Annotated in this window: 22 protein-coding genes; 3 read left to right on the top strand and 19 right to left on the bottom strand. The window is 62.6% G+C overall.

Annotated features, from left to right (window positions below; genetic code table 11):
• Window positions 1-200: 200 nt before the first annotated feature.
• The 10 genes from BI343_RS01255 to BI343_RS01220 all read right to left on the bottom strand — a co-directional run bounded on the left by BI343_RS01255 (window position 201) and on the right by BI343_RS01220 (window position 12,148).
• Window positions 201-986, bottom strand: a complete 786-nt coding sequence (locus BI343_RS01255; RefSeq protein WP_211269364.1) for a restriction endonuclease — start codon at window positions 984-986, stop codon at window positions 201-203.
• 30 nt (window positions 987-1,016) lie between these two features.
• Complete coding sequence (locus BI343_RS20125) at window positions 1,017-1,196, bottom strand: hypothetical protein (RefSeq protein WP_211269363.1); 180 nt, start codon at window positions 1,194-1,196, stop codon at window positions 1,017-1,019.
• A 39-nt stretch (window positions 1,197-1,235) separates the two neighbouring features.
• A complete protein-coding gene (locus BI343_RS01250; RefSeq protein WP_071108335.1) occupies window positions 1,236-4,370 on the bottom strand; it encodes a type I restriction endonuclease subunit R in 3,135 nt (1,044 codons plus the stop codon).
• A gap of 7 nt (window positions 4,371-4,377) precedes the next feature.
• Window positions 4,378-4,803: a restriction endonuclease subunit S domain-containing protein gene (locus BI343_RS19510; protein WP_139165602.1), complete on the bottom strand. Its 426-nt coding sequence runs from the start codon at window positions 4,801-4,803 to the stop codon at window positions 4,378-4,380.
• A 34-nt stretch (window positions 4,804-4,837) separates the two neighbouring features.
• The gene (locus tag BI343_RS01245) at window positions 4,838-5,803 is read right to left on the bottom strand and encodes an IS5 family transposase (RefSeq protein WP_083340712.1); all 966 of its coding nucleotides are present in this window, start codon (window positions 5,801-5,803) and stop codon (window positions 4,838-4,840) included.
• A gap of 58 nt (window positions 5,804-5,861) precedes the next feature.
• Window positions 5,862-6,746: a restriction endonuclease subunit S gene (locus BI343_RS19175; RefSeq protein ID WP_083340735.1), complete on the bottom strand. Its 885-nt coding sequence runs from the start codon at window positions 6,744-6,746 to the stop codon at window positions 5,862-5,864.
• Window positions 6,736-8,289 (bottom strand): class I SAM-dependent DNA methyltransferase, encoded by a 1,554-nt coding sequence (locus BI343_RS01235; protein WP_071108333.1) that lies wholly within the window; start codon window positions 8,287-8,289, stop codon window positions 6,736-6,738. The genes BI343_RS19175 and BI343_RS01235 overlap by 11 nt, the downstream gene beginning before the upstream one ends.
• Before the next feature lie 706 nt (window positions 8,290-8,995).
• Entirely contained in the window at window positions 8,996-9,790 is a 795-nt protein-coding gene (gene nudC, locus BI343_RS01230; RefSeq protein WP_071108332.1) for an NAD(+) diphosphatase, read from the bottom strand.
• A gap of 26 nt (window positions 9,791-9,816) precedes the next feature.
• Window positions 9,817-10,950: a YbdK family carboxylate-amine ligase gene (locus tag BI343_RS01225; protein ID WP_071108331.1), complete on the bottom strand. Its 1,134-nt coding sequence runs from the start codon at window positions 10,948-10,950 to the stop codon at window positions 9,817-9,819.
• On the bottom strand, window positions 10,943-12,148 hold the full coding sequence (locus BI343_RS01220) for a cation:proton antiporter (RefSeq protein ID WP_071108330.1): 1,206 nt from the start codon (window positions 12,146-12,148) through the stop codon (window positions 10,943-10,945). Before BI343_RS01220 ends, BI343_RS01225 begins: the two co-directional genes overlap by 8 nt.
• 95 nt (window positions 12,149-12,243) lie before the next feature.
• Between BI343_RS01220 and BI343_RS01215 the strand changes: the two genes are divergently transcribed.
• A complete protein-coding gene (locus tag BI343_RS01215; protein WP_244886550.1) occupies window positions 12,244-13,062 on the top strand; it encodes a M90 family metallopeptidase in 819 nt (272 codons plus the stop codon).
• Here the strand turns inward: BI343_RS01215 and BI343_RS01210 are convergent.
• From BI343_RS01210 to BI343_RS01180, 8 genes are all read right to left on the bottom strand, one after another.
• Window positions 13,053-14,372: an MFS transporter gene (locus BI343_RS01210; protein WP_071108328.1), complete on the bottom strand. Its 1,320-nt coding sequence runs from the start codon at window positions 14,370-14,372 to the stop codon at window positions 13,053-13,055. The two genes, BI343_RS01215 and BI343_RS01210, sit on opposite strands and share 10 nt — an antisense overlap.
• 201 nt (window positions 14,373-14,573) lie before the next feature.
• Window positions 14,574-15,797, bottom strand: coding sequence for a peroxidase family protein (locus BI343_RS20675; protein WP_339375034.1), 1,224 nt, complete (start codon window positions 15,795-15,797; stop codon window positions 14,574-14,576).
• Between the two features lie 102 nt (window positions 15,798-15,899).
• A complete protein-coding gene (locus BI343_RS20670) occupies window positions 15,900-16,784 on the bottom strand; it encodes a peroxidase family protein (RefSeq protein ID WP_339375033.1) in 885 nt (294 codons plus the stop codon).
• Between the two features lie 229 nt (window positions 16,785-17,013).
• Window positions 17,014-17,997 (bottom strand): ABC transporter substrate-binding protein, encoded by a 984-nt coding sequence (locus BI343_RS01200; protein ID WP_071108327.1) that lies wholly within the window; start codon window positions 17,995-17,997, stop codon window positions 17,014-17,016.
• 121 nt (window positions 17,998-18,118) lie between these two features.
• Entirely contained in the window at window positions 18,119-18,964 is an 846-nt protein-coding gene (locus BI343_RS01195) for a carbohydrate ABC transporter permease (RefSeq protein WP_071108326.1), read from the bottom strand.
• Between the two features lie 7 nt (window positions 18,965-18,971).
• Entirely contained in the window at window positions 18,972-19,838 is an 867-nt protein-coding gene (locus tag BI343_RS01190) for a carbohydrate ABC transporter permease (RefSeq protein WP_071108325.1), read from the bottom strand.
• Window positions 19,839-19,923: 85 nt separating this feature from the next.
• Window positions 19,924-21,183: an ABC transporter substrate-binding protein gene (locus BI343_RS01185; RefSeq protein WP_071108324.1), complete on the bottom strand. Its 1,260-nt coding sequence runs from the start codon at window positions 21,181-21,183 to the stop codon at window positions 19,924-19,926.
• 22 nt (window positions 21,184-21,205) lie between these two features.
• Entirely contained in the window at window positions 21,206-22,072 is an 867-nt protein-coding gene (locus BI343_RS01180) for a glucosamine kinase nucleotide-binding domain-containing protein (protein ID WP_071108323.1), read from the bottom strand.
• A gap of 143 nt (window positions 22,073-22,215) precedes the next feature.
• Here BI343_RS01180 and BI343_RS01175 point away from each other — a divergent pair, with 143 nt between their 5' ends.
• Both BI343_RS01175 and BI343_RS01170 read left to right on the top strand, forming a co-directional pair.
• Window positions 22,216-23,427, top strand: a complete 1,212-nt coding sequence (locus BI343_RS01175) for an ROK family protein (RefSeq protein WP_071108322.1) — start codon at window positions 22,216-22,218, stop codon at window positions 23,425-23,427.
• A 44-nt stretch (window positions 23,428-23,471) separates the two neighbouring features.
• A complete protein-coding gene (locus BI343_RS01170) occupies window positions 23,472-24,437 on the top strand; it encodes a glycoside hydrolase family 9 protein (protein ID WP_071108321.1) in 966 nt (321 codons plus the stop codon).
• Window positions 24,438-24,620: 183 nt separating this feature from the next.
• Here the strand turns inward: BI343_RS01170 and BI343_RS01165 are convergent, their stop codons facing one another.
• A complete protein-coding gene (locus tag BI343_RS01165) occupies window positions 24,621-25,937 on the bottom strand; it encodes a DEAD/DEAH box helicase (protein ID WP_071108320.1) in 1,317 nt (438 codons plus the stop codon).
• Window positions 25,938-26,256 lie beyond the last annotated feature (319 nt).

Here is a 26,256-nt window from a genome sequence, read left to right as displayed (position 1 = left end):
CAAGCCCAGCAACGCCACTACGCAGCCCTGGCGGACACGCTAGAGCGCATTGCCCGGCAGCCAGGGTTTCATGGTGTCAGGACGCAATCCTGGGCGCTTTGCCAGGAGGCATGCAGGCTCGGCTACCCGGGCGAGCTGCCGCATCTGTATTACCTGCAGAAGGTCAACCACGGGGAGCGTTTAATCCTTGCCGGCTAGAGTCAGGCCGGCCAGTAAACCCGTTTCAGCGGCAACAGTACGCGCGTTTCTAGGTCCATCGCCTCATAGTGTTCGAGGATGGCCTCGACAAGGTCATCCAGGTCCATCAAGGTGATGGGGTTATTTGCGCGTTCGGCCTCGTAATAGGCCTCACGCGAGAACCCGCCAGTGCTGACGTACAAACCCTTGTCGCCAGGGTGCCGGATGACGGCCAGAAAGCCACGCACTTCCTGTGTCCCCATTTGGCCGCGGCGATGCTTCACCTCGACGATGATGCGCGGCTGTTCAAAACCGAAGCCATCCGGCGAAGCAACAATATCCTTACCGCGGTCGGGCCCCGAGGGCGACACGCGGGTTTTATACCCCATAGCACGCAGCAACCCTGCCGTCAGGTCCTGCATCTGCTCCCAATCGAGTTTGCTCACCCGGTCTTTGATGAACTCGAGGGACCTTGCTTGCAAATCCTGCAGGAGGTCCTCTTCCTCAAGCCCCTCGTCTTCCTCGCTCGCTTGTTGTGGCTGCCCGCCGCCCATCAGGGCTTCAAACTCACGGTAGATTTCTGCCGAGACCTTGAAGAGGGTCAATGTCGAACCCAGCGAGTTCTTGGCCTTGACCGTCAAGTCATCCCGCGCCACCTCGTGCAGCCACTCAATCTGGCGGTAGGTCGGAAACTCCCCCTCAAACAGGGTGGTGTCATACCGTGCGGCGCTGACAATCCTGCCAACCAGATAAAGACGGCGGGCACTGTCGTAGGTAACCACTTGGTCGCCGACTTGCACTTCGCGCACAAACCGGAACACCTGCCCCGCGGCGCTGCGCTATTTGGGCTTTGAATCCTCCGGATAAGCCTCTGCCATACGCTGCGAAAAGTCTTCGCGCGTGACGAGGTCCAAGGTATTCCCCGCTTCAATCCAGCCAATGGCGACGATGGCCCTGGATTTGAATTCCGGAGCAAGACGGCCGCCGCTATCGGCGCGCACGAGCCAGGTTGAGCCCATGGCAATCCTTTTTTGACATTATTTTCACAACAGCCTGCATCAAATCCACGCTTCCCCCAGGGCTTGCGCCTGCTGCAGCACCAGCTCCACGGCGCCGTCTTGCTGGTCTGGCGGATATTTGTACTTGCGCAGAATCCGCTTCACCATCAGCCTCAGCTTGGCGCGGACGCTTTCGCGCGCCGACCAGTCCACGGTGAGGTTTTTTCGCAGATTGTCAGTCAGCTCATGGGCAATCTTCTTCAGCGTCTCGTCCGTCAGCTCGCGCACCGCGGACTCGTTGTTGGCCAGCGCGTCGTAAAAGCGGATTTCATCTTCAGTGAGGCCCAATGCTTCGCTGCGGTTGGCCGCTTCATGAAACTTCTTGGCCATCTCGATGAGTTCCTCGATGACCTGAGCCGTTTCAATGGAGCGGTTTTGGTAGCGCTTCACCACATTGGCCAGCATTTCGGAGAACTTCTTCTCCTGCACCACATTGCCGGAGAAGCGGCTTTTCACCTCGCCTTCCAGCAGGCGCTCCAGCAGCTCCACCGCCAGGTTGCGCTCAGGCAGATTGCGCACTTCCGCCAGGAAAGCTTCATCCAGTATGCCGATATTGGGTTTATCGAGTCCAACGGCTTCGAACACATCCACCACTTCGTCGGACACCACCGCCGAGCCGATGATTTGGCGGATAGCCAGCTCCCGCTCTTCATCGGTGCGCTTTTGCTGGCTGATATCGCGCTTGGTCAGAATGACCTTGACCGCCTGCATGAACGCCACTTCTTCGCGCACCGCCTTGGCTTCGTCCAGCGTGCAGCACAGCGTGAAGGCCTTGCTCATCGCCAGCGCGGCATCGGCGAAGCGCTTCTTGCCATCCTCCAGCCCCAGAATATGGTTGGCTGCACCGGCCAGGCATTTGTGGCCCGCCGTCAGGAAGTCGCCATAGTCGTAGCCATGCAGCATGCTCTGCAGGATGTCGAGCTTCTCCGCCAAAATGGCATAGGCTTCGGCGGCATCCACGGTCGGCTTGCCGCGGCCATTGCTGGCGGTGTATTCCTTGAGCGCCGATTTCAGCTCGTTGGCGATGCCGATATAGTCCACCACCAGGCCGCCTTGCTTGTCCTTGAACACCCGGTTGACCCGCGCGATGGCCTGCATCAGGTTGTGGCCCTTCATCGGCTTGTCCACGTACAGGGTATGCACGCAAGGCGCGTCGAAGCCGGTGAGCCACATGTCGCGCACGATGACCAGGCGCAAAGGGTCGGCGGGGTCTTTGAAGCGTTTTTCCAGGCGTTTCTTGGTTTGATGGTTGTAGATATGCGGCCGCAGCAGCGCTTTGTCGCTGGCCGAGCCGGTCATCACAATCTTGATGGCGCCTTTCTCGGGGTCGGCATCATGCCAGTCCGGACGCAGCCTGATGATTTCGTTGTAGAGGTGGACGCAGATGTCGCGGCTCATCGCCACCACCATGGCCTTGCCGTTTTGCGCCTTGCAGCGTTCCTCGTAGTGGGCCACCAGGTCCGCCGCCACCGCCTCGATGCGCGGCTCCGCGCCCACCACCTTTTCCAGGGCCGCCCAGCGGCTCTTCAACTTGGCTTGCTGGCTTTCCTCTTCATCCTCAGCCAGCTCGTCCACTTCCTCGTCTATCAGCGGCAGCTCGTCCGCCTTGAGCGACAGCTTGGCCAGGCGGGACTCGAAGTAGATGGCCACCGTGGCGCCGTCTTCCTTGGCCTGTTGCATGTCGTAGACGTGGATGTAGTCGCCAAACACCGCCCGGGTGTCGCGGTCCTCGCTGGACACCGGCGTGCCGGTAAAGGCGACGAAGGTGGCGTTGGGCAAGGCGTCGCGCAGATGCTGGGCATAACCCACCTGATAGACGGCGTGCGGCTCGGCCGCCCGCTGGACCTTATCGTCATTGGCGGCGGCTTTCGGGGCTTTCAGGGTCTTGAGCTTGGCCTCAAAGCCATATTGGGTGCGATGCGCCTCGTCGGCGATGACCACGATATTGCGGCGGTCGGACAGCATGGGGAAGCTGTCTTCATCCTCCCCGGGCATGAACTTCTGGATGGTGGCGAACACGATGCCGCCGGAAGGCCGGTTGGCCAGCTTGGCGCGCAAGTCCTGGCGTGTGGCCACCTGCACCGGCTGCCCGCGCAGCAGGTCCTGCGCCAGCGAGAACACGCCAAACAGCTGCCCGTCCAGGTCGTTGCGGTCGGTAATCACCACAATGGTCGGGTTTTCCATCGCGGCGTCCTGCATCACCCGCGCGGCAAAGCAAGTCATGGTGATGCTCTTGCCGCTGCCCTGGGTATGCCATACCACGCCGCCCTTATGGCTGCCGCCGGGGCGCGACGACATCACCACCTGCTGAATGGCGGCGCGCACCGCGTGAAACTGGTGGTAGCCGGCAATCTTCTTCACCAGCTTGCCGTCATCCTCAAACAGCACGAAGAAGCGCAGATAGTCGAGCAAATAGGCCGGCGCCAGCACGCCGCGCACCAGGGTTTCCAGTTCGTTGAATTGGCCCAGCGGGTCCAGCGTGACGCCATCGATGGTGCGCCACTGCATATAGCGCTCGGCATTGGCCGACAGCGAACCCATGCGCGCTTCGGAACCATCGGCAATCACCAGGATTTCGTTGTACTGGAAAACGTCCGGTATCTGTTCCTTGTAGGTCTGAATCTGCTCGTAGGCTTTCCAGATATCGGCGTTTTCATCCGCCGGGTTCTTCAGCTCCAGCAGCGCCAGCGGCAAGCCATTCACAAACAGGATGATGTCCGGCCGGCGGCTATGGCGCGGCCCCTTGATGGCGAATTGGTTCACCGCCAGCCATTCGTTGGCGGACGGGTTCGCCCAGTCGATGAGGCGGACAAAGTCGCCGCGCGTTTCGCCGTCTTTTTGCACCTCCACCGGCACCCCGCCCACCAGCAGCTGGTGGAAACGGCGGTTGGCGGACAACAAGGCCGGAATGCCCAGCTCCTGCACCTGGCGCAGCGCGTCCTCGCGCGCCGCCAGCGGAATGCCCGGGTTGAGCCGGGCTATGGCGCCGCGCAGCCGCTCCAGCAACAGCACCTGCCGATAGTCGGCCCGTTCGCAATCGGCGCCTTCCGGCACCAGGTCGGGGCCGAACAGGCGGGTGTAGCCGACGTCTTCCAGCCAGCCTAGGGTTTCCTGCTCCAGTTGGTCTTCAGTCATGGTGTTCTCAGGCTATGAGCGCTTCCGCTTCGGGCAGGCGCAGTTGGCCGGAAATTAGGCGGGGGAGGAGGGTGTCGCGGAGAGCAGCTAGATTTGCAGCCATCTGCTTTCCTTGGACTATCTGCAAATAGAGTGGTCTGACTACATCGTTGAATGCATTCAACACCTCATTGGCCGGACGCAATACACGGAATCGGTCAATATCATTCTTGCCCAAGTGAATAACTGTTGTTGCAGTCTCGGATGCCTCGACAGCTGCGAGCAGTGGGCGAATCGAGAAAAGTACAAACGCGTGGCTAATCCCCGGCAATGGTTGAAATACACATACTCGTTGATTTAAGGAAGGTCTGAACAACCTGCCACGCAAACAGAAATGCAATTTCTCGCGGGGCTTCGGTTGCATTTCACCCACCAATTCCAGATCGCCCGCCATGAGGATGACCGGGTGCTTCCGGTCATACGGCCTTTTAACTCGCCGCCAGCAAGGCCTTTCGCGCCAGCCAGATGTTGGCCAGCCCAAACAGCGTCATCAGTTGCGCGGTGTTCTTCTTCAAACCGCGGTAGCGTGTTTTCAGGTAGCCAAACTGCTGCTTGATGACCCGAAACGGATGCTCCACTTTGGCCCGAATCTTGGCTTTGACCATTTCGCCCAGCTGGATCTGCCGGTCGTCGGCTGAATCGGTCAGCGCTTTGCGCTGGCCGGGCCTCATCGCAATCCACCAACGCACCGCTCGCGATTGGTGTTCGGCTCGCTTGTGCACGCCAGCAAAGCCGGCGTCGCCAAACACATCGATTTCCTCGCCGTGCAACAACTGATCGACCATCGTGACATCCGCCACATTGGCGGGGGTGCCGGCCACGTGATGCACCAAGCCGGACTGGGCGTCGACGCCGATATGGGCCTTCATGCCGAAGTACCACTGATTGCCCTTCTTGGTTTGATGCATGTCCGGATCGCGCTCGCCCTGAGCGTTTTTGGTGGAGCTGGGCGCGTGGATCAGGGTGGCATCGACGATGGTGCCTTGCTTCAACATCAGCCCTTTGTCGCAGAGATGCTGGTGGATGGCGGTAAACAGAGCGTGGGTCAGCTGGTGCTTTTCCAGCAGATGGCGGAAGTTCAGCAGGGTGGTTTCGTCCGGGACGGCGTCCAGGGAGAGGCCGGCGAACTGGCGCATGGAGGCGATCTCGTACAGGCTTTCTTCCATGGCGGGATCGGACAGGCTGTACCAGTGCTGCAGGCAGTAGACGCGCAGCATGGCGGACAACGGGTAGGGGCGGCGACCGTTGCCAGGCTTGGGATACACTGGATCGATGACGGCTTCGAGCTGCGCCCAAGGCATGACCTGATCCATCTCTGTCAGAAAGATTTCGCGGCGGGTGCGCTTCTTCTTAGCGGCGAGTTCGAGATCGGTGAAGGTCATCTGCTGTCGCATGCTGGCGTCCTGGATCTGACTGAGGGGGAGTCAGTTTACGGGAAGATTGGAGACTTGTTCAGACCTTCCTTAACCAAGCTGGCTTACCTCCCCAAATATATGCTCTGAATTCTCCATCCATGCCTACGACTATGTCACCTGGCTGTGTCATATACCCTTTAGGGTGGACTTCATCAGTGAACACTCCAGGATTTTCATCCTTTAAGTCCCTGATTCGTATTAAAGGGCTACCAACCTGCTCGGTATTGAATCGTTTCGAAGCAAAGGGGGCACCATAAATAACCTTGGAGACATCATATACGCTTTGCGAACTCCATCCCCTTGGCACCAAGCCCAGCTCTGACTCCTCAAACCCATCCGGAAACAGCGCCGCCGTGGCTTCGTCCATGCCTTCCGGGGCGCGGCCTTCCATTTTGGTGCGCACGGGGTCGAAATCGACAAACCAGGACTTGAACAAGGCTTGGGCGATGGCTTCCAGGGTGGCGTTGGTTTCGCGCAGGAGGGTGATGCGGTCGTCTAGGGTGCTAAGAACTTCCACAATCGCATCTTGCTCTTCTCTCTGTGGAATCCTGAGCGACATACCATAGATATAATTTCGATTCAAAGAAGGCTGTGCACTGCCCGAGTTATAGCCCGCCAAGTCGAGCGAGCTCAGGAGATAGTACGCAAATCTCGGACTATTGCCTTGAAAGTCCGTCACGTAGAGGCACGTATTGTGTGGCCAGTAGTCACATTCTGAATAGTGAACTTTGCCCATTGATGCGCCACTGCGACCGACCACCACACCTGGTCCTTGCGCCTTTGCAACGTTGTGGCATCCGTTCTGCCCAGCTGACCCCATGACTGGGTATGGGCCGGGCTGCTGTTCGCTTGCGGTTAGGTCGTGACCTCGTTGGAGTCGGACAAATCCACCGAGAGTTGTATCGGACCACTCAGAACTCATACCCCAGCCCTCCCAGCTTCTGCCGAATCAGCGCATCCAACTCCGCGCCCTTGGCCATCTGTTCGCCCAGTTGTTCTGTCAGCTTCTGCATCTTGTCGGCGAAGGCTTCGTCGTCGTCTTCCACTTCTTCCGCGCCGACATAGCGGCCCGGCGTCAGCACATGGCCGTGCTCGGCAATCTCGGCCAGCTTGACGCTGCGGCAGTAGCCGGGGATGTCCTGATACTCGCCAGCCTCGGCCTCGCCGCGCCAGGCGGCGACGGTCTGGGCGATGCGGGCTATGGTGTCGTCGGTCAGTTCGGCCTGCACCCGCGAAATCATCGTGCCCAGCTTGCGCGCGTCGATGAACAGCACTTCGCCCTGGCGGGTAGCCTTCTGTTTGGCCAGGAACCACAAGCAGGCGGGAATCTGGGTGTTGAAGAACAACTGGCCGGGCAGCGCAATCATCACTTCCACCACGTCGGCGTCCACCATGGCGGCGCGGATGGCGCCTTCGTTGTTCTGGCTGGAGGACATGCTGCCATTGGCCAGCACGATGCCGGCGCGGCCATTTTGCTTGAGGTGGTGCAGCATATGCTGCAGCCAGGCGTAGTTGGCGTTGCCTTGCGGCGGGGTGCCGTATGCCCAGCGCGGGTCGCCTTCCAGGCTGCCGTGCCACCAATCGCTGATATTGAACGGCGGGTTGGCCAGGATGAAGTCGGCACGCAGGTCCGGGTGCTGGTTGCGGGTGAAGGTGTCGCCCGGTTCGCGGCCCAGGTTGTAGTCTATGCCGCGAATGGCCAGGTTCATCGCCGCCAGACGCCAGGTGGTGGGGTTAGATTCCTGGCCGTAGATGGAGACGTCGCCCAGCTTGCCGCCGTGCGCCTCGATGAACTTTTCCGACTGCACGAACATGCCGCCGGAGCCGCAGCAGGGGTCGTACACCTTGCCGTGGTGCGGAGCCAGCACGGCTACCAAAGTTTTGACGATGGAGGCCGGGGTGTAGAACTGGCCGCCTTTCTTGCCCTCGGCGCTGGCGAACTGGCCGAGGAAGTATTCGTAGACCTGGCCCAGCACGTCGCGCGCCTGGCTGGCGTCTTCGCCAAAACCAATCGTGGAAATCAAATCCACCAGCTCGCCCAGTTTGCCATCCGGCAATTGGGCGCGCGCGTAGCGCTTGTCCAGAATGCCCTTGAGCTTGGGGTTCTCGCCTTCGATTTCGGCCAGGGCATTATCTACGCGCTTGCCGATATCGGTTTGCTTGGCGGCGGCGCGCAAGTTTTCCCAGCGGGCCGCTTCCGGCACCCAGAAGACGTTCACCGCCGTGTAGTAGTCCCGGTCGTTCAGCTCTTCCGCCAGCAGCTCATCATCGCAATCGTGCAGGAAGTATTCGTCGCTCTCGTCGGCGAAGCGCTTTTTCAGTTCGGCCTGCCGGGCGGCGAAAGTGTCGGAGATGTACTTGAGGAAGATAAGGCCAAGAACGAGGTGCTTGTATTCGGCGGCATCCATATTGGCGCGCAGCTTGTCCGCTGCGGCCCAGAGGGTTTTCTTGATATCGTCAAGCATGGGTATGGGTATTTCCGTTCAAAAAATAGCGGGAAAGCGCGGCGCATGCCCGCATCAGCATTCAATAGCTCGCTATTTTACGCTATATGGGATTTTATCGGGCGACGGGATGCAAGGATGGCGCCTTGGGGCGTCCAGAGGAAAGGCGAACGATATATTTCGCCCGTCAGGCTGTCAGCCCAGCCGCCTCCTGGGCAGCGAAAGGCGCGACGATGGGCGGCAATAAAAGTTGCAAGCAGCGCGGCATGCCGGCTTGCGCAACAGCGGTTTTGCATTTGAATCCAAGACTGAAGCCAAGGCATGGGCGGCTGCCATAGGGGCTGTTGACGTTTGGTGGGCGGTCGCGCCGGGATGCATTTTGCGACGAATCGAGGCGTTTCGCGCGCCGCGTAGTCATTCTCTGCCAGCGCGGAACAACGAAGATTCGGCGCGGAAAGGCGCCCGGCCCTGCGGGTTTGGCCGCTTTGGGCCGGAAGCCACGTTGCCCAGCCCTTGCATAGAATGACTATGCGGCGGACTGTGCGCCTTGCTTCCGGCACAAATCGGCGCAAACGCGATCCACTCACCAAACGTCAACAGCCCCTAGTGTCCGCCATGACGCATGGCGTCTTCATCGCACCGTTCTGTCAGCGAGTCGCCCGCATTCTCAATGCGGCACCTCGATGCCGCTTTGCGCAAGGGGCGTCCATCCCACTAACAAAGCCACTCAGAGTAAATGGTTTCGAATCTGCTCGCAGCTGTGGGTAATCAGGTGGTTGGCGATGGAGATGACGGTCGGCAGCGGGGGCAGGGCGTCGATATCGAACCAGCCGGCGTCTTCAATCTCGCCTTCTTGCGGGCGGATGTCGCCGCTGTCGTACTCGGCGGTGAATGCCAGCATCAGCGAGTGGGGAAACGGCCAGGACTGCGAGAAGGCGTAGCGCAGGTTTTTCACCTTGATCCCCACTTCCTCCCAGGTTTCGCGGTGCACGCACTCTTCCAGCGTCTCGCCGGGCTCGACGAAGCCGGCCAGCGCGCTGTACACGCCGGGCGTGAAGTGCGGGCTGCGCGCCAGCAGCAGCTCGCGGCCGCGGTGCACCAGCACCATCATCGCCGGCGAGATGCGCGGGTAGTAGACCTGGCCGCAGCTGGGGCAATGGCGGCCCAGTTGGTCGCTATTGACGGCCAGCGGTGTGGCGCAATGGCCGCAAAAGCGATGGTTGCGCAAAAACTGGCGCAACTGGGCGGCGCGCGCCGCGGCCTGGCCCTGCTCGGCGGGGAGCGCGAGCAGGGCCGGGCGCAGCGGCAGCCACTCGCCGCTGGCAGGCGGCGTGCCCACGAGTTCCGCCAGAAACAGATTGTGTTGCTCGTGGATGCCGAGAAAACGTTGGCCGGTCAGCGCGCAGCCAGCCGGGGCGGATGCCGGCAGGGCTTTGTCCAGCAGCCATAGCCGGGAATCATCAAAAATGCACCAACGCGCAGGCAGGTCTGGCGCCGGTTGTGGCGGGAGTTCGAAAGCCATGATGCGAAAGTCATGATGGAGATCGCTCAGTTTACGCCGACTCCTGGCGCCGCGTACATCCAGTGTTCGCTTTGCCGGCGCACCACCTCGCTGAGCGAGCCGCTGTGCTCGTACACCTGGCGCAGCCATCGGCTATCGCTGTGGCATTTCAGCGCTTTCTGCCGCAGCGCCGCCAGCTGGCGTTGGCTGCCCAGCGCCTCGGCGTGCGGCTCCAGCTCTCGCAGGGTGTCCAGCAGGTCTTCCTGCAAGCCCTGCTGGCGATTGCCGCGGGCGTCCACCAGCACGCCATCGAAGCCGAAGCGGCAAGCCTGGAAGCGGTTATAGCTGTAGGTGAGGTAGGGTTCCGGGCTGATGTCGTCCCAGCCGTCTTCCTGGCAGCGCCGCGCCAGCATCTGGGCATAGGCGGCCAGCAGCACCGGGGTGTCGATGGATAAGGGCGTGTCGCAGATGCGGATTTCCACCGTGCCGTATTCCGGCTTGGGACGGATGTCCCAGTAGAAGTCCTTCATGCTGGCGACGATGCCTAGCGATTCCATTCGTTCGAAATACTCGTTGAACGCGGCCCAGTCGCGCACCACCGGCATGCAGCCGGACAGCGGGAAGGCGTTGACGCTGGTCAGGCGCGAGGTCTGGAAGGCGGTGTCCACGCCTTGATAGAACGGTGACGAGGCGGACAGCGCGATGAAGTGCGGAATGTAGCGCGCCAGGTAGTGGGTGAGCCGCACCGCGGCGTCGCCGTCCGGACAGCCGATGTGGATGTGCTGGCCGTAGACGGTGAACTGCTTGGCCAGGTAGCCGTACAGTTCCGATACCAGCTGGTAGCGCTCCTTGGGGTAGATGCGCTGATCGTCCCAGTGCTGGAAGGGGTGGGCGCCGCCGCCGGCCAGGCCCAGGTTCAGCTTGTGCGCGCTGTCCACCAGCAGCTGGCGGATGGCCAGCAGCTCCTCCAGCATGGCGTTGACGTCGCTGTGGACGGCGGTGCCGATTTCTATCATGCCCTGGGTGATTTCAGGCTTGATGTCGAAGCCATGCGGCTTGCGGTTGACTTGCAGCAACAGGTCGTCGGAGCCGCGCGTCAGGTTGTAGTCGCGGCGGTTCAGTATCATCAGCTCCAGCTCCACGCCCAGGGTGAGCGGCTGGCTTGTGTTGAATTCAAGCATGATTGGCTCCCGCGGTTTCGCCGGCCAGGCGCAGCGCCAGTCGGCTGAGGATGGGGGCGAAGATCTCATTGATCAGCAGCGCGGCCATCAGCGCCGCGCTGAAGCTCTGTGCCGCTTCGCCCAGCGACACCATGCCCAGGCCCAGCAGCAGCGCCGAGCCGCTGTTCATCGGACTCAGCGCCAGGCCCAGCAAGGCGCCCTGTTTGCGCGACAAGCCGTTGCCGCGCGCCGCCAGCCACCATACCAGCATCCCGATGCCGCAGCGCAGCAGCAGACACAGCAGCGCCAGCTGCCAGTGCGCGGCCAGCGCCTGCGGCGACAGGTGGGCGCCGGCGGAGACAAAGAAAGCCACAGTAAAGACATGGCTCAGCGACAGAATGCCCGGCTCGCTGACGGTATAACCGTGGCGTAGATTGCGCGTGCTCATCCCTGCGATCAGCAGGGCCAGCAAGGCCAGCAGCTGCAGCATGTCGGCCAGGCCGACGACCAGCGCGATCAGGCCGAACAACAGCACGCGCTGAGCTTCGCGCTGGTGCCCGCCCAGCCAGCGGTTCAACTGGGTAGTCACCAGCCCGGCGACCAGACCCAGCGCGGCCGAGCCCAGGATCAGCCAGCCCGGCATCAGGATGCCTTCTTCCACTGTGTGATTGGCGGACAGGTGGCTGTAAGACAGCGCCAGCGCGAAGCCTATCATCGCCAACAGGCTGGACAGCGCGGTGGCGGTCAGCAGCCGCTCGCTGACCTGGCCGTCGGCGCGCGATTCGCGCACGATCTCCAGCACCACGATGGGCGAAGTGGCCATGCCCAGCGCCGCCAGCATCAGGCTGGCCGGCGCGCCAAAGCCGCCGGCGTTCAGCAGCGCGAACAGCGCGGCGAATACCAACACGCAGTAAAACAGGCTGGTGGCCAGCAGCGTCTTTTCCACGCGCAGCCAGCGCAAGTCCACGCGCCGCCCGGCTTCGAACAGCGCGATGCCCAGCGCCAGCTGCACGAACAGCGACGCTTCGTTCAGCAATTGCTGGTTCAGCAGATTCAGGCTGTAGGGGCCGATGATCAGGCCGGTGACGATATAGCCGGTGATGGCGGGCAAGCGCGCCACGCGCACGGCGATCTGGCCGCCTATCACGCCCAGCGCCAGCAAGATGCCGAACGCGGCCAGCGGATTCAGCATCAGATTGTGCCAAGAGGGGAATGGCATAGTGGTTTCTCCTGTATTGCGCGAGGCAAGGCATTGAATTGCCTCTCCTCTGCCCTAAGGTATGAATGACTGACGCGATTTCGAGCCAAGAGTTCATGCTAATAGACTGGATGCGCCGCCTGGGCGGCAAACGGATGCCGCCGGCCTTGCTGTCGCGGCTGCGGGAAGAGGCAGACGGCATGCTGCTGCTGGGGGGCTTGTCGGCCGATGAGCGGGACCGTCTGCTCAGGCTGGCGGGCGACTTGCTGCTGGCCAAGGCCATCACCGGTCTGGAGGACATGGAAGTGGACGACACCATGCGCTGCCGGCTGGCGCTGCAAATGGCATTGCCGGGCATGAATCTGGGCATGCGCGCCTATGAAAACTGGCGCGAGGCGGTGCTGTACCCCGCGCCGTTTGTGGTGCGCAACCGTTGGCAGGACGGCATGGGCCTGGCGCATGAAGCCGAACAGGTGTTGATAGGCCAGGCGCATTACCAGGGGCCGCTGGTGTTTTCTTGGCCGGATGTGAATGAATCGCCGTTGCTGGATGGCTGGAATGTGGTGATCCACGAGGTGGCCCACCAGTTCGACATGCTGGATGGACCGGCCAATGGCGCCCCGCCGCTGCACAAGGGCATGAACCGCAAAACGTGGAGCCAGGCCTGGAATCAGGCCTATCGCCAGTTTTGCCGCACGGTGGATCATGGCGTGGAGGGCTGGCTGGACCCATACGCCAGCGAGAACCCGGCCGAATTCTTCGCCGTGCTCAGCGAAGCCTTTTTTGAAATTCCCTACTTGGTGGCCAGGGATTTCCCGGAGCTGTATGGTTTGCTGAAGCTGTTCTATCGACAAGATCCGGTTGCCCGGCTGCCAAGGGTGGCGGAAGACGCCCTGCTGCCGCCTCCGCCGCCCGATGGCATGGGTCAGGGTTGATCTATCGTCTCGGCCAGGACGCCGCCTTTTTCGCGCAGCAGCAGGTAGATGCCGGCCGCCAGGCCGATCAGGCACTGGACCATCAGATAGTAAGAAGGCGCCATCGCGTCGTATTTCAGCCAGATGGACAGCAGCACCGGCGTCAGGCCGCCGGCAAAGGCGTAGGCCACATTGTACGAGAACGACAGGCCGGAGAAGCGCACCGCAGCCGGAAAGACCCGCACCATCACCAGCGGCACCGCGCCGACGATGCCCACGCTGAAGCCCAGCAGCGTGTACAGCGGATACAGCTGGCTGCTGTCTTGCGCCATGATCGAATAGAACAAATGGCTGCTGATGCCCAGCAGCAGGCTGCCGCCAATCAGCGTGAAGCCGCTGCCGATGCGGTCGCTGAGCCAGCCCGCCACCAGACAGCCGCAAGACAGCGCGACCACGGCCAGGCTGTTGGCGCGCAGCGAGTCAACCGGCAGGATGCTGAACTGTTTCTGCAGATAAGCCGGCGCCATCAGGATGGCGACGACGATGGCGATGGCCAGGAACCAGGTCAGAAACATGGACAAGGCCACGCCGGTCTTGTGCTGTTTCAGCACCGTTTTCAGCGGCAGCTCGCGCGACAGTTTCTTGCGCGCCTTCATCTCCGCGAACACCGGCGTCTCATGCAGCCACTGCCGCAGCTGCATCGCTACCAGCCCAAACACGCCGCCGATCAGAAATGGCACGCGCCAAGCCCATTCCGCGATCTGCTGCTGGGAAAACGCCATATTGATGGCCGTGGCGATCAGCGAGCCCAGCAGGATGCCCACGGTCAGGCCGGCGGTGATCACGCCGCAGGCAAAGCCGGTATGGCGGGATGGCGCGTGCTCGGCGACGAACACCCAAGCGCCCGGCACTTCGCCGCCTATGGCCGCCCCCTGCAGGATGCGCAGCGTCAGCAGCAACAGCGGCGCGGCGATGCCGATATCGTGGTAGGTGGGCAACATGCCCATTGCCAGCGTGGGCAGCGCCATCAGTACGATGCTTAGCGTGAACATGCGCTTGCGGCCGAAGAGGTCGCCGAAATGCGCCATCACGATGCCGCCCAGCGGCCGCGCCAGGTAGCCGGCGGCGAAGATGCCGTAAGTTTGCAGCTGGCTCAGCCAGTCCGGCATGCTGGGCGGGAAGAACAGCTTGCCCAGCACCACGGCGAAGAACACGAAAATGATGAAGTCGTAGAATTCCAGCGCGCCGCCAAGCGCGGCCAGAGAGAGCGTCTTATAGTCCTGTCGCCCCAGCGGGCGAGCGGAGGGCAGGGTCAGTGGGCGGGCGTTCATCCAGGTGCGGTCCTCTTGTCCAGTTTATTGTCGGCTGCTTGTTTAAGCGCGGCCGTGCGGACCAGATTAAAGGAGCGGGGATTGTCTGACAATACGAATCTATTGCATTCGTGTATTCACGAGATACGCGGCGGGCGGGCGGGGCGCTTGCGGAAAGAAAAAAGCCCCGGCGGCAAGGCGCGCGCCGGGGCAAGGTTAGGCTTACTGCAGATCGAAGCGGTCCAGGTTCATCACCTTGTTCCAGGCCGAGGCGAAGTCGCGCACGAACTTCTCCTTGGCGTCGTCTTGGGCATAGACTTCGGCCAGCGCGCGCAGCTGCGAGTTGGAGCCGAAGACCAGATCGACCCGGGTCGCCGTCCATTTCAGCGCGCCGCTGGCGCGGTCGCGACCTTCATATACGTCATGCGCGTCCGAAACCGGCTGCCACACCGTGCCCATATCCAGCAGGTTGACGAAAAAGTCATTGCTCAGCGCCTGCGGCCGCTGCGTGAACACGCCGTGCCGCGATTGGCCGGCATTGGCGCCCAGCACGCGCAGGCCGCCCACCAGCACCGTCATCTCCGGCGCGCTTAAGGTCAGCAACTGCGCCTTGTCCACCAGCAGCGCTTCCGCCGGGGCGGTAAAGGCTTTTTTCTGGTAGTTGCGGAAACCGTCGGCTTGCGGCTCCAGCACGGCGAAGGACTCGACATCGGTCTGGTCTTGCGACGCGTCGGTTCGGCCGGGGGTAAACGGCACGTCCACCACGAAGCCGGCAGCCTTGGCCGCGGCTTCCACCGCCGCGCAGCCGCCCAGCACGATCAAGTCGGCCAGCGATACCTTCTTGCCGCCGCTCTGCGCGCTATTGAAACCGTGGCGGATTTTGTCCAACGCAGCCAGCACCCTCGCCAATTGCTCGGGCTGATTGGCTTCCCAGTCTTTTTGCGGGGCCAGCCGGATGCGCGCGCCGTTGGCGCCGCCGCGTTTGTCCGAGCCGCGGAAAGTGGAGGCCGATGCCCAGGCGGCGGAGACCAGCTCCGCGATCGACAGGCCGGAGGCCAGTAGCTGAGTCTTCAGCGCGGCGATGTCCTTGGCGTCGATCAGCGGGTGATCGACGGCTGGGATCGGGTCTTGCCAGATCAGCTCTTCCGCCGGCACTTCCGGGCCGAGGTAGCGCGCCTTCGGGCCCATGTCGCGGTGGGTCAGCTTGAACCAGGCGCGGGCGAAGGCATCCGCGAAGGCTTGAGGATCCTGGTGGAAGCGGCGGGCGATCGGTTCGTAGATCGGATCGAAGCGCAGCGACAGATCGGCCGTGGTCATCATCGGCGGATGCTTCTTGGACGGATCGTGCGCGTCCGGAATCATGTGTTCCGGCTTCACGTTCTTGGCCACCCATTGATGCGCGCCGGCCGGGCTCTTGGTCAGCTCCCACTCATAGCCGAATAGCACGTCGAAGTAGCCATTGTCCCAGCGGGTCGGGTTGGGTTTCCATGCGCCTTCAATCCCGCTGGTGGTCGCGTGCGCGCCTTTGCCGGAGCCGAAGCGGTTGATCTAGCCCAAGCCTTGCGCCTCCAGCGGCGCGGCTTCCGGTTCCGGCCCCACCAGCGCCGGATCGCCGGCGCCGTGGGCTTTGCCGAAGGTATGGCCGCCGGCCACCAGGGCGACAGTCTCTTCATCGTTCATCGCCATGCGGGCGAAGGTTTCGCGCACGTCGCGGCCGGAGGCCACCGGGTCCGGATTGCCGTCCGGACCTTCCGGATTGACGTAGATCAGGCCCATTTGCACGGCGGCCAGCGGGTTTTCCAGTTGGCGGTCGCCGGTGTAGCGGCTGTTAGGCTTGTCGCTGGTGGCTAGCCAGGTCTGCTCGGCGCCCCAGTAGATGTCTTCTTCCGGTTGCCAGATGTCCACTCGGCCGCCGCCGAAGCCGAAGGTTTTGAAGCCCATCGATTCCAGCGCGCAGTTGCCGGCCAGGATCATCAGGTCGGCCCAGGACAGCTTGTTGCCGTATTTCTGCTTGATCGGCCACAGCAGGCGGCGGGCTTTGTCCAGGTTGCCATTGTCCGGCCAGCTGTTCAGCGGCGCAAAGCGCTGGTTGCCGGTGCCCGCGCCGCCGCGGCCGTCAGCGGTGCGATAGGTGCCGGCGCTGTGCCAGGCCATGCGGATGAACAGGCCGCCGTAGTGGCCCCAGTCCGCCGGCCACCACTCCTGCGAAGTGGTCATCAGCGCGTACAGGTCTTTTTTCACGGCCGCCAGGTCCAGTGTCTTGAAGGCCTTGGCGTAGTCGAAGCCATCGCCCAGCGGGTTGGACGCGGGCGCGTGCTGGTGCAGAATGTTCAGATTCAGTTGATTGGGCCACCAATCCCGGTTGCTGCGGGCGCCTGCCAGCGTCTTGCCGGCATGGGCGGGGGCGAAAGGGCATTTTTGTTCCTGGCTCATTGTGTTCTCCTTGCGTGTGAGGGCAATGGGATGACTTGCTGAACCTAGGTTAGTTGCCAATCCGTCGGCTGGCTATTGAGTATGTTTTATCGATTCAATTTCACAAAACTATCGATTGGTATTGGTGGTTATAATTTAACTATTGAATGTTTGCCGTGCCAGAGCGACCGTCCGGCAAACCTCAATAGCGGCTGCCGCACGCGGCGTTAGGCCGTCCTGGCTGGCATGCTCAATCCAGCAGCGTGGTTTTCTTCAGCATGTCGTTCGGCAGCTTGATATGCCAGCGATCCAGGCCAGAGCGGCTGAAAATGAATGCGCCTTCCGAGGGGATGGTCGGGAAGATGCTGGACGGCGGCTTGTGATGGATCAGGATGGATTTGGTGATGGAGGCTGCGGCCTGGCCCTGTTCCGTCCCCGTCAGCACAATGCCGCCGATGGCGCGGTTGGGCCCGACGGCAAAACTCCAGAACGCAAAAACCGGCACCGGCGTGTGCTGCATGGTCCATTGCATCACCTCATCGCCCGGCACATAACGACCGTTGCGGTCATGCAGCGCGAAATACAGCCCGACCCAGATGGCGCGGTACTTGTCTTTGGCGCTGATTACGATCTGCTGCCAATCCTCGAAGGTGGCGGCTTCCGCCATCATCACGTCGAACATGCCCAATTTGATGGCCGGCAGATTATCGAAGCTTTCCTGCTCAATCACGTCCGCCGTCATTTCCTTGTCGAACAGAATCAGGATGTTGCGCGCGTTTCCGGGAGCAAACGGGGCAATGCTGAGAATGTTGCGGGAGAACAGGGGCCGTTCCAGCACGCCGGTCACGTTTTGCTGAGGGGTTTTGAAGTATCGCCTGGGGTTGTTGTTGATGCCGAGGTACACCACAGGAATTTTGTTGTCTATCATGGCGCCCACTAACTCAAGCGAGGCGTCGTCGCCGGCGATGACCAGGTCAGGCTTGTCATGATCGATGAGGCGAACCAGTCTGGCTGCCGTCGCCTTCACCTTATCCGGCTTGTCCACCTTGGAGTTCAGTTCGAAGAATGACAGCGCCGCCAGCGGCGTCAGTTCGGTTTTCAGCACTTCGCGGTAAGCATGGCTCCAGGCGTACTGGCTGGAGTAGCTGTCTATCACGTAGATGCGCTTCAGGCCTTGAGCGCAGGCCTGGGATGCGCTCAGCAGCAGAATCAGCAAGAGTGCCATGGATCTCATGGGAAAATCTCCATTCCCTTGCGGACGAATGCCGGGGCGGCAGGCGGTGTATGGTGTTGTTTTAGATCATGTTAGGCGCTGTCGCGTGTTTTCTCCAGTTTGCGGCCGCGCGGGCGGGGCATCATTTTACCGCCCCATCCATGCCGCGCATGAAGTAGCGTTGGCAAAACACAAACACGGCCAGCACCGGCAGGATGGCCAGCACCGCCCCGGCCGCCACCATTCGGGTGGAGGTGGCGAAGGCGCCCTTCAGGTACAGCACGCCGATGGACAGCGGGTACAGCTCCGGCGTTTTCAGCACCACGCTGGGCCAGACGTAGACGTTCCACGACCATACCAGCGTGAAAATGCCCAGCGTAGCGAGGTAGGGCCGCGACAGCGGCAGGCAGATGCGCCAGAACACTTGCCAATCATTGGCGCCGTCCATGCGAGCGGCGTCGATGATTTCGTCCGGGATGTCCTCGAACGCATGCTTCATCAGGTAAATGCCGAAAGCGCCGGCGATGGACGGCAGCACCACGCCCAGCCGGCTGTCGTCCAGCCCCAGCCGGGTGATGGTGACGTAGTTGCTGATGAAGTTGATCTCGCTCGGCAGGAGCAAGGTGGCGATGATGGCGTAGAACACCAGTTGCCTGCCGCGAAAGCGCAGTTTGGCCAATGGGAAGGCCGCCAGCGCCGATACCGCCAGCGTGCCCAGCGTGGTCAGGCCGGAGATGCATAGCGAGTTCCACAAGAAACGCCCCAGCGGGATGGCGTCCCAGACGGCGGCAAAGTGCTGCCAGCCGGCATCCTTGGGCCACAGCGGCGGCGGGAAGTCGAACACCTGCTCGCCATTGCCGACGGCGATGCCCAACGTCCAGATGAAGGGATAGCAGCAGGCGAAGGACAGCGCCAGCAGCAAGATGGAGTCGGGCAGCCGGCGCAACGCGCGGCGCGGGGAGAAGCGGGGAAGGGCGAGGGTAGTCATGCGGTTCTCAGCGGCGATCGGCGCGCATCAGTCGGAAATTGAGCCAAGCCAGCAGCAGGCAGACCAGCGTCAGGATCAGCCCGGCGGCGCTGCCGCGGCCGAAATCCAGCTGGTTGAAGCCCTGGTGGAAGGCGTAATAGAGCGCGGTGTAAGTGGCATTCATCGGCGCGCCGCGCGTCATCACCAGCACCTCCTCGAAAGCCTTGATCGCGTCCAGCGTGGAGATCAGGCTGCAGAACAGGATGGTGGGCTTGAGCATGGGCACGGTGATGCGCCAGAAGCGCTGCCAGCGGTTGGCGCCGTCCAGCCGCGCCGCCTCCTGCATCTCGGCTGGGATGGCTTGCAGTCCGGCAAGATACAGCACCATGTAGTAGCCCAGGCCGCGCCAATAGGTGACGAACATCACCGAATACAAGGCCAGGTCTTCGTCGCTGAGGAAGCCGATGTCCTGCCCCGGCGGAAGCCAACCCATCCAGCGCAGCGCGCTGTTGAGCACGCCGTAGTCTGCGTACATCCAGCTCCACATGATGCCGACGACGGATACCGTGGTGATCACCGGCAAATAAAGCGCGGCCCGGAATAGCCGGATGCCTGGCAAGGCCTGGTTGACCAGCAGCGCCAGGGCGATGCCGGACAGCTGGATCGCCGGCACCACCAGCAGGTAGCGCAGCGAATTGGCCATGGCCTGCCAGAACACCGGGTCGTCCAAGAGGTAGCGGAAATTGTCCAGGCCGATCCATTGCGGCGGCGAGATCAAATCGTAGCGGGTGAAGGCGACGTAGCTGCCGAACAGCAGCGGCCAGAAAGTGAACGAGCCCATCAGCAGCAGGGCGGGCGACAGAAACAGCCAGGCGTTGCGGGACGAGGTCTTCATCGTGCATTCCGTGTGCGGCGCGGCGGAAAAAAGCCCCTCCGGCAGACGAGGAGGGGCAAAGAGAGGAGGATGGGCGCGGATGCGCTTATTTCAGCTGCCGGTTCCAAAACGCCGCGGCGTCGTCCAGCGCCTTTTGCGCGTCCTTCTTGCCGGTGACGGCGGCTTCCACATTGTCGACCAGGTTTTTCTTCAAATCGGCGACATTGGGCACGCCGGTCAGCACCAGGGTGCGGATGTTGCGCGCCACCTTGGCGCCCTGGATGCGCGAATCCTCTATGGCGCCGCCGGCCGATGTCTTGACGAAATAGCTGTCGGTCAGCGCTTTTTGGGTGGACGGGAAGGTGGCGCCGGTCACTTTGGCGAAGGCCAGCTGTTGGCTGTCGCTGGTCAGGAATTTGGCGAATTTCACCGCCTCGGCCTGGGTCGGCGCCGGCAAACCCTTGGATACGGCCCAGCTGAACAGATAGCCGCCTTGGGCGATCTTGGTCGGCCCCAGCGGCGCCGGCTGCACCACGGTGACGGCGTAGATGGCGCGGGCGTCGCTTTGCGTGCGCTGCGCGGCGGTGGGGGCGGTTTCCATCATCGCCAGCCGTCCGCTGTTGTACAGTTTGACGCTGGCCTGGTAGTTGTCGTCGGCGAACAGATTATCCTTGGCCAGCGCACCGGCCTGGTAGGCGTCGGCGAATTTGCGGATCAGCGCGACATGGCGCGGACTGTTGAACATGGCCTTGCCGTTTTCGATCAAAGGCAGGCCTTGGCCCAGCATGATGCCGTCTATCTGCCCCAGCTGCGGCAGCAGGCCGGGCACGCCGGTCTTGGCTTTGATGGTCTTGGCCAGCGCCAATTCCTGCTCCAGGCTGGTCACCGGCGCGCGCGGGTCCAGCCCGGCCTTCTTGAATAGTTGGCCGTTGATCGCAAGGATATTGATATTGTTGTACCACGGCAGGCCGTACAGTTTGCCGCCGAAGCTCAGGTCGGCCAGCGCGTTCGGCAGATAGGCCGCCTTGTCCGCGCCCAGCGCCGCGTCCAGCGGGATCAGCGTGCCTTTTTGCGCGTATTTGAACAGGCGGGGCACATCGTGGTTGACCAGCGCCGGCGGTTTGCCGGCGGCAATGGCGGCGTTCAGCTTGGTTTCGAAATTCTCGTTGAATACATCGACCCACTGCACTTCCACATTGGGGTGTTGCGCTTCGTAGCTTTTCTTCACATTGGCGAAATAGCCGTTGAAGGTCGGTTGCAGCGAGTCGGTCCAAAATTCCAGACGGATTTTCTCGGCATGCGCAGCGGCGCTCAGCCCGCAAGCGAGCAGGGCCGCGCTGGCTAATGCCAGGCGATAGGTTTTCATATTCATCTCCTCTTGCGTTGTGTCAGCGGCGCAGCAACAGCAACGCGCCGCTTGCCGAATCGCCCTTGGCGGGCGTCAGTTGCTGGCGGAAGCCTGGCGGGAGCCAGTCGCGCAAGGCCTGGCCGAGTCCGCCGCACAAGGCCACTGGCAATTCGCCGGCGGGGTCTAGCGCCCGGGCGATGGTCCAGGCGTCTTCGCCTGCCTGGCGCAGCAGCGCGTCGGCCTCCGGATCGGTGCGCGCCGCTGCGAGCACCAGCGGCGCGAGCTGGGCGAAGCGCGTTGGATTCGCCGCGCTATTCCACTGCATCATCGCCTGCCAGTTGCCGCCGACGAATTCCAGCACGGCGCGGGTAAGAGGGGTATGGGTATAGCGTCCATCCAGCGCCATTTGCGTCAATTGCGCGGCGCGCTGTCCCAGCCAAGCGCCGCTGGCTTCGTCGCCGCTGGGGTAGCCCCAGCCGCCTACTTCTCGGTGGCTGCCGTCGGGATAAAGCGCCTCGCCTACGCTGCCGGTGCCGAGGGCGACGACGACGCCGGGCTGGCCGCCATGCGCGCCCAGCAGAGTGGTGTAGCCGTCGGTAGCCAATTCCAGTCGGGCGAGATCCGGCGCGCGCTGACGGAATTGCCATGCCCATTCCGGATTGTTCGCGCCGGCCAGTCCGAGTCCCATGGCGCAATCGGCGTAAGGCGGCAGGGCTTTTCCTATTTCGCCGAAAGCGCGCTCCAGCAAAGCCAGGATGGTGCGCCAGGCCGGCTCTATGCCCTGGGCCAGCGAGGAGCCCGGCCCTTCCGCCTGGGTCAGCGGGCGGCCATCCGGCGATTCGACGCGCAAGCGCGTGCCCGTGCCGCCGCCGTCGACGCCGATCAGGTAGGGAATGGAATTGTCCATGGAGGATATGCCTCGTCGCTGAAGATGACAATTGTATTTATGATTGGAGCATTGCTGGATTATTTCGTCAACTTGATTTATTTAAATGCGGAATTCATGTCATTCGCTTGCCGGCCAGCTGTGGCGCTTGCGATACTGCCGTCATGAAATCCACCGTTACCCGCCCGAACGCCCTGACCGTGTCCGGCACCAACCTTGAGCACGCGCGTTCGCACAACCGCCGCGCCGTGTTGGAAACCGTGCGGCTAAACCGCCAGCTGACGCGAGCCGACCTTGCCCGTTTGACCGCGTTGACGCCGCAAACCGTGTCCAATATCACGGCGGAATTGCTGGATGCCGGGATGCTGCTGGCAGGCGCGCCATTGCGCGGCGGCGCGCGCGGCCAGCCTGCGGTGCCGCTCAGCATCAATCCGGATGGCGCGTATTCGATTGGCGTGCAGCTCGATCATCAAACCATGATCGCGGTGGTGTCCGATCTGGCCGGCCGAGTCCGAGCGCGAGCGGAGCGGGCGGTCCATCGGCCCGATCCCCAGACCGCGCTGCCCTTGATCACGCAGATGCATGATGAATTGAGGCGCGCATCCGGACTCGATTGGACGCGGCTGCTGGGGATGGGCTTTGTGATGCCTGGACCATTCGGCGTGGAGGGCATGACTTCGGTCGGGCCCACAACCTTGCCTGGCTGGGAGGCGGTGGATGGCGCATGGCTCAGCCGCCGGCTGGGCTTGCCGGTGTTATTGCAGAAGGATGCCACTGCCGCCGCCATCGGCGAGCGCTTGTACGGCATGGCCAGCGAATTGCGCAATTTCATCTATCTGTTTATCGGCACGGGCTTGGGCGCCGGCTTGTTTCTGGATGGCCGCTTGTATACCGGCGGCCGCGGCAATGCCGGCGAAGTGGGCCACATGATCGTGCAGCCGGGAGGTCGCCCTTGCGAATGCGGCAATCGCGGCTGCCTGGAGCGCTATGTATCGCTGCGGGCGTTATATGAAACGCTGGGCGTGGCCGATGGCGCGCTGGCAACGCCGGCTCACCTGTCCGGCCTGCCGATTGCGCAAAACGGCGAGCGCTGGCTGGATAGCGCGGTGGAGCCGTTGCGCCAGGCGGTGAATATCCTGGAATCGCTGCTGGACATCGAGGCGGTGGTGGTCGGCGGCTTGTTGCCGGCGCACTGGCTGAATGCATTGGTCGAGCGCTTGCATCCCTTGCCGGTATCGATTCGCCACCGCGATGGCGAGCGGCTGCGGCTGGGCAGCGCCGGCCGCGATGTGGTGGCGCTGGGCGCGGCGGCGCTGCCCATCTTCGATGAGTTCAATCCGCAGTACGAGGTATTGCTGAAAAACGGCCGCGGCTGACCGGCGCGCATCGGCAGATCCATCACGATCCGAAGGAGGCGAGAATGGCATTGCGGTTCCTGTTCAATCACTTGGGTTTTGAAACCGTAGCGGACAAGAAGGTGCTGCTGCAGGGCGAAGCGCAGGCCCGGGTGGATGGCGTGGCGGTGCTGGACGAGGCGGGACTGGTCGTGCTGCGCTGCCCCTTGCATGCGCTGGGCCCGGCGGAGGGTTGGCCGGGATGGCATTACTGGCAGGCCGATATCGGCGCGCTGAGTCGGCCCGGCGTCTATCAGTTATGGCTGGAGGGTGTCACTCCGCCGGTGGTGTCGGCGCCGTTCGCGGTGGCGGATGGGCTTTACGGCCCGGCCTTGCTGTCTGACTTGCTGTTCTATTTCAAATCTCAGCGCTGCAGCGGCCTGTACGACGCCGCGGACCGTGCCGCGCCGGAAGAGGGCGGCGGCGAAAGGCGCGATGTCCGCGGCGGTTGGTACGATGCCTCCGGCGACTGCTCCAAGTATCTGAGCCATCTGTCTTACGCCAATCATCTGAATCCGCAACAAACCCCGCTATTGGTGTGGAACCTGATCCGCGCCCGGCAGGCGCAGCCCGGCCACGGCAAGTGGTTTGACGAACGATTGGCGGACGAGGCTTTGCATGGCGCGGATTTTCTGTTGCGGATGCAACATCCCGACGGCTATTTCTACCAGACGCTGTTCGATGGCTGGAGCAAAGATGAGCGCAAGCGCAGCTTGTGCGCCTATGCCACGCAGCAAGGCTTGCGCTCGGCGGCGTTTCAGGCCGGCTGGCGCCAGGGTGGCAGCCTGGCAGGCCGCGCGGCATTGGCCGGAGCATGCGGCTGCCTTGGGCGGCTATGCCCAAGCGGCGGTGGACTGGATATTGGGCCGCAATCCATTCGATATGTGCATGTGGCAGGGGCATGGCCGCCGCAATCCGCAATACGAGCCGGGCTATTTCAATGCGCCGGGCGGCGTGTGCAATGGCATCACCGCCGAGCCGGGGCGGGATGACGGAGTGGCTTTTTTCCTGCCGGAGCAGACGGATATCAGCCAATCCTGGCGCTGGAGCGAGCAGTGGCTGCCGCACGGCGCCTGGCTGTTCCTGGCGCTGGCCTTGCGTCAGTCTTGAGTGGCGCAGGGCAATGAAAAACGCCACCGTTTGAACGGTGGCGTTTTGTCGGGCGAGCAGGCTGATTACTGGGCGCTGCTGCGCGGGCCGCGGTTGCCCTGATAGCCGCCCTCGCGGCGCTGGCCTTGGTAACCGCCTTCGCGGCGATTGCCTTGGTAGCCGCCGCGATTGCCGCCATTGCCGCGGCGATCGCCGTAACCGCCCGGCTTGCCGTTGCGGCGCGGGCCGCCCTTGGACGGGCGACGGGTCGGTTCCATGCCTTCGATCACGCCTTCGGTGATGGAGCGCTTCAGGTATTGCTCGATGCGACGCACCTTGTGCGACTCTTTCGCTTCCGCCAGAGTGATGGCGGTGCCGTCGCGGCCGGCGCGGCCGGTGCGGCCGATGCGGTGCACGTAGTCTTCGGCTTGCTTCGGCAGGTCGAAGTTCACCACGTGGGTGATGGTCGGCACGTCGATGCCGCGAGCGGCTACGTCAGTGGCAACCAGCACTTTGATGCGGCCGCGACGCAGGTCGTTCAGGGTGCGATTGCGCCAGCTTTGCGGCATGTCGCCGTGCAGGCAGGCGGCGGAGTAGCCCTGGTCGGACAGCTTGTCGGCCAGTTCTTCCGAGTATGCCTTGGTGGCGGAGAAGATCACGCACTGGTCGAAGCCCGATTCCTTCAGGATGTGATCCAGCAGGCGATGCTTGTGGTTCAGGTCGTCCGCGTACAGCAGGTGTTCTTCGATGGTGCCGCCGGAGGTTTCGGTGCGGGCGATCTCGATGCGCTGCGGATCGCGGGTCATCTTTTCAGCCATGCGGCCGACGATGCCGTCCAGCGTGGCGGAGAACAGCACGGTCTGACGCGATTCCGGGGTGGCCTTGACGATGGCTTCGATGTCGTCGATGAAGCCCATGTCCAGCATGCGGTCGGCTTCGTCCAGCACCAGCATTTCCAGGCGGGAGAAGTCGATGCGGCCGGAGCGCATGTGGTCCATCAGGCGGCCCGGAGTGGCCACGATCAGATCGATAGGACGGGACAGGGCGCGAATCTGGAAGCCGAAGGAGGAGCCGCCGACCAGGCAGGCCGTTCTCATCCAGCGCAGGTCCTTGCCGTATTCCAGCGCGTTCTTTTCAACCTGCTGCGCCAGTTCGCGGGTCGGGGTCAGCACCAGCACGCGCGGGCCTTGTCCCTTGCCTGTGGAGCGTTCCGACAGCTTGGTCAGCGCGGGCAGCAGGAAAGCGGCGGTTTTGCCGCTGCCGGTTTGAGCGGACACCAGCAGATCGCGGCCGGCGATGGCGGCCGGGACGGCTTCGGCTTGAACCGAGGTCGGGGAGGTGTAGCCGGCAGCTTCCAGAGCGCGCAGGATGGTCGGGGCGATGCCCAGATCGGAAAAGTTCATGTATGTCCTTTCAGGCCGGATGATGCCGGCGTCACTTATAGCCAGATTTCGTGGCGGTTATACGGCGCCTTTGGGCCGTAAATCATCGGCACTAACCTGGCAAGCGGCGAACAGCGGTCCAGTCGAAAGCGACATTATTGCTTGGACGAAGCCTGGAAAGGGTCAGGGACGATGAAAACACACTCGGGCAGAGGCGTGGTGTGGGTTTGCCCGGTGAAAATGCAAGAGACCGGACTATACGGTAAATATTGCCCTGTGGCAATAGTTTTTCGCAGTTTGTCAGTATAAGTGTTTGATTGCTTATGCCTTGAGTTGCCGC

The organism is Chromobacterium amazonense (assembly GCF_001855565.1).
In the GTDB taxonomy this organism is placed as follows: domain Bacteria; phylum Pseudomonadota; class Gammaproteobacteria; order Burkholderiales; family Chromobacteriaceae; genus Chromobacterium; species Chromobacterium amazonense.
The sequence above is the reverse complement of the archived record's forward strand: the minus strand, read 5'-3'. Positions and strand labels throughout refer to the sequence as shown.

What these genes read in the sequence shown, in the direction of transcription:
- BI343_RS20125 (WP_211269363.1), bottom strand. Translation starts at nt 1,196, where the DNA reads ATGGGCTCAACCTGGCTCGTGCGCGCCGATAGCGGCGGCCGTCTTGCT.
- BI343_RS01250 (WP_071108335.1), bottom strand. Translation starts at nt 4,370, where the DNA reads ATGACTGAAGACCAACTGGAGCAGGAAACCCTAGGCTGGCTGGAAGAC.
- BI343_RS19510 (WP_139165602.1), bottom strand. Translation starts at nt 4,803, where the DNA reads ATGGCGGGCGATCTGGAATTGGTGGGTGAAATGCAACCGAAGCCCCGC.
- BI343_RS01245 (WP_083340712.1), bottom strand. Translation starts at nt 5,803, where the DNA reads ATGCGACAGCAGATGACCTTCACCGATCTCGAACTCGCCGCTAAGAAG.
- BI343_RS19175 (WP_083340735.1), bottom strand. Translation starts at nt 6,746, where the DNA reads ATGAGTTCTGAGTGGTCCGATACAACTCTCGGTGGATTTGTCCGACTC.
- BI343_RS01235 (WP_071108333.1), bottom strand. Translation starts at nt 8,289, where the DNA reads ATGCTTGACGATATCAAGAAAACCCTCTGGGCCGCAGCGGACAAGCTG.
- nudC (WP_071108332.1), bottom strand. Translation starts at nt 9,790, where the DNA reads ATGGCTTTCGAACTCCCGCCACAACCGGCGCCAGACCTGCCTGCGCGT.
- BI343_RS01225 (WP_071108331.1), bottom strand. Translation starts at nt 10,950, where the DNA reads ATGCTTGAATTCAACACAAGCCAGCCGCTCACCCTGGGCGTGGAGCTG.
- BI343_RS01220 (WP_071108330.1), bottom strand. Translation starts at nt 12,148, where the DNA reads ATGCCATTCCCCTCTTGGCACAATCTGATGCTGAATCCGCTGGCCGCG.
- BI343_RS01215 (WP_244886550.1), top strand. Translation starts at nt 12,244, where the DNA reads ATGCTAATAGACTGGATGCGCCGCCTGGGCGGCAAACGGATGCCGCCG.
- BI343_RS01210 (WP_071108328.1), bottom strand. Translation starts at nt 14,372, where the DNA reads ATGAACGCCCGCCCACTGACCCTGCCCTCCGCTCGCCCGCTGGGGCGA.
- BI343_RS20670 (WP_339375033.1), bottom strand. Translation starts at nt 16,784, where the DNA reads ATGAGCCAGGAACAAAAATGCCCTTTCGCCCCCGCCCATGCCGGCAAG.
- BI343_RS01200 (WP_071108327.1), bottom strand. Translation starts at nt 17,997, where the DNA reads ATGAGATCCATGGCACTCTTGCTGATTCTGCTGCTGAGCGCATCCCAG.
- BI343_RS01195 (WP_071108326.1), bottom strand. Translation starts at nt 18,964, where the DNA reads ATGACTACCCTCGCCCTTCCCCGCTTCTCCCCGCGCCGCGCGTTGCGC.
- BI343_RS01190 (WP_071108325.1), bottom strand. Translation starts at nt 19,838, where the DNA reads ATGAAGACCTCGTCCCGCAACGCCTGGCTGTTTCTGTCGCCCGCCCTG.
- BI343_RS01185 (WP_071108324.1), bottom strand. Translation starts at nt 21,183, where the DNA reads ATGAAAACCTATCGCCTGGCATTAGCCAGCGCGGCCCTGCTCGCTTGC.
- BI343_RS01180 (WP_071108323.1), bottom strand. Translation starts at nt 22,072, where the DNA reads ATGGACAATTCCATTCCCTACCTGATCGGCGTCGACGGCGGCGGCACG.
- BI343_RS01175 (WP_071108322.1), top strand. Translation starts at nt 22,216, where the DNA reads ATGAAATCCACCGTTACCCGCCCGAACGCCCTGACCGTGTCCGGCACC.
- BI343_RS01170 (WP_071108321.1), top strand. Translation starts at nt 23,472, where the DNA reads ATGGCATTGCGGTTCCTGTTCAATCACTTGGGTTTTGAAACCGTAGCG.
- BI343_RS01165 (WP_071108320.1), bottom strand. Translation starts at nt 25,937, where the DNA reads ATGAACTTTTCCGATCTGGGCATCGCCCCGACCATCCTGCGCGCTCTG.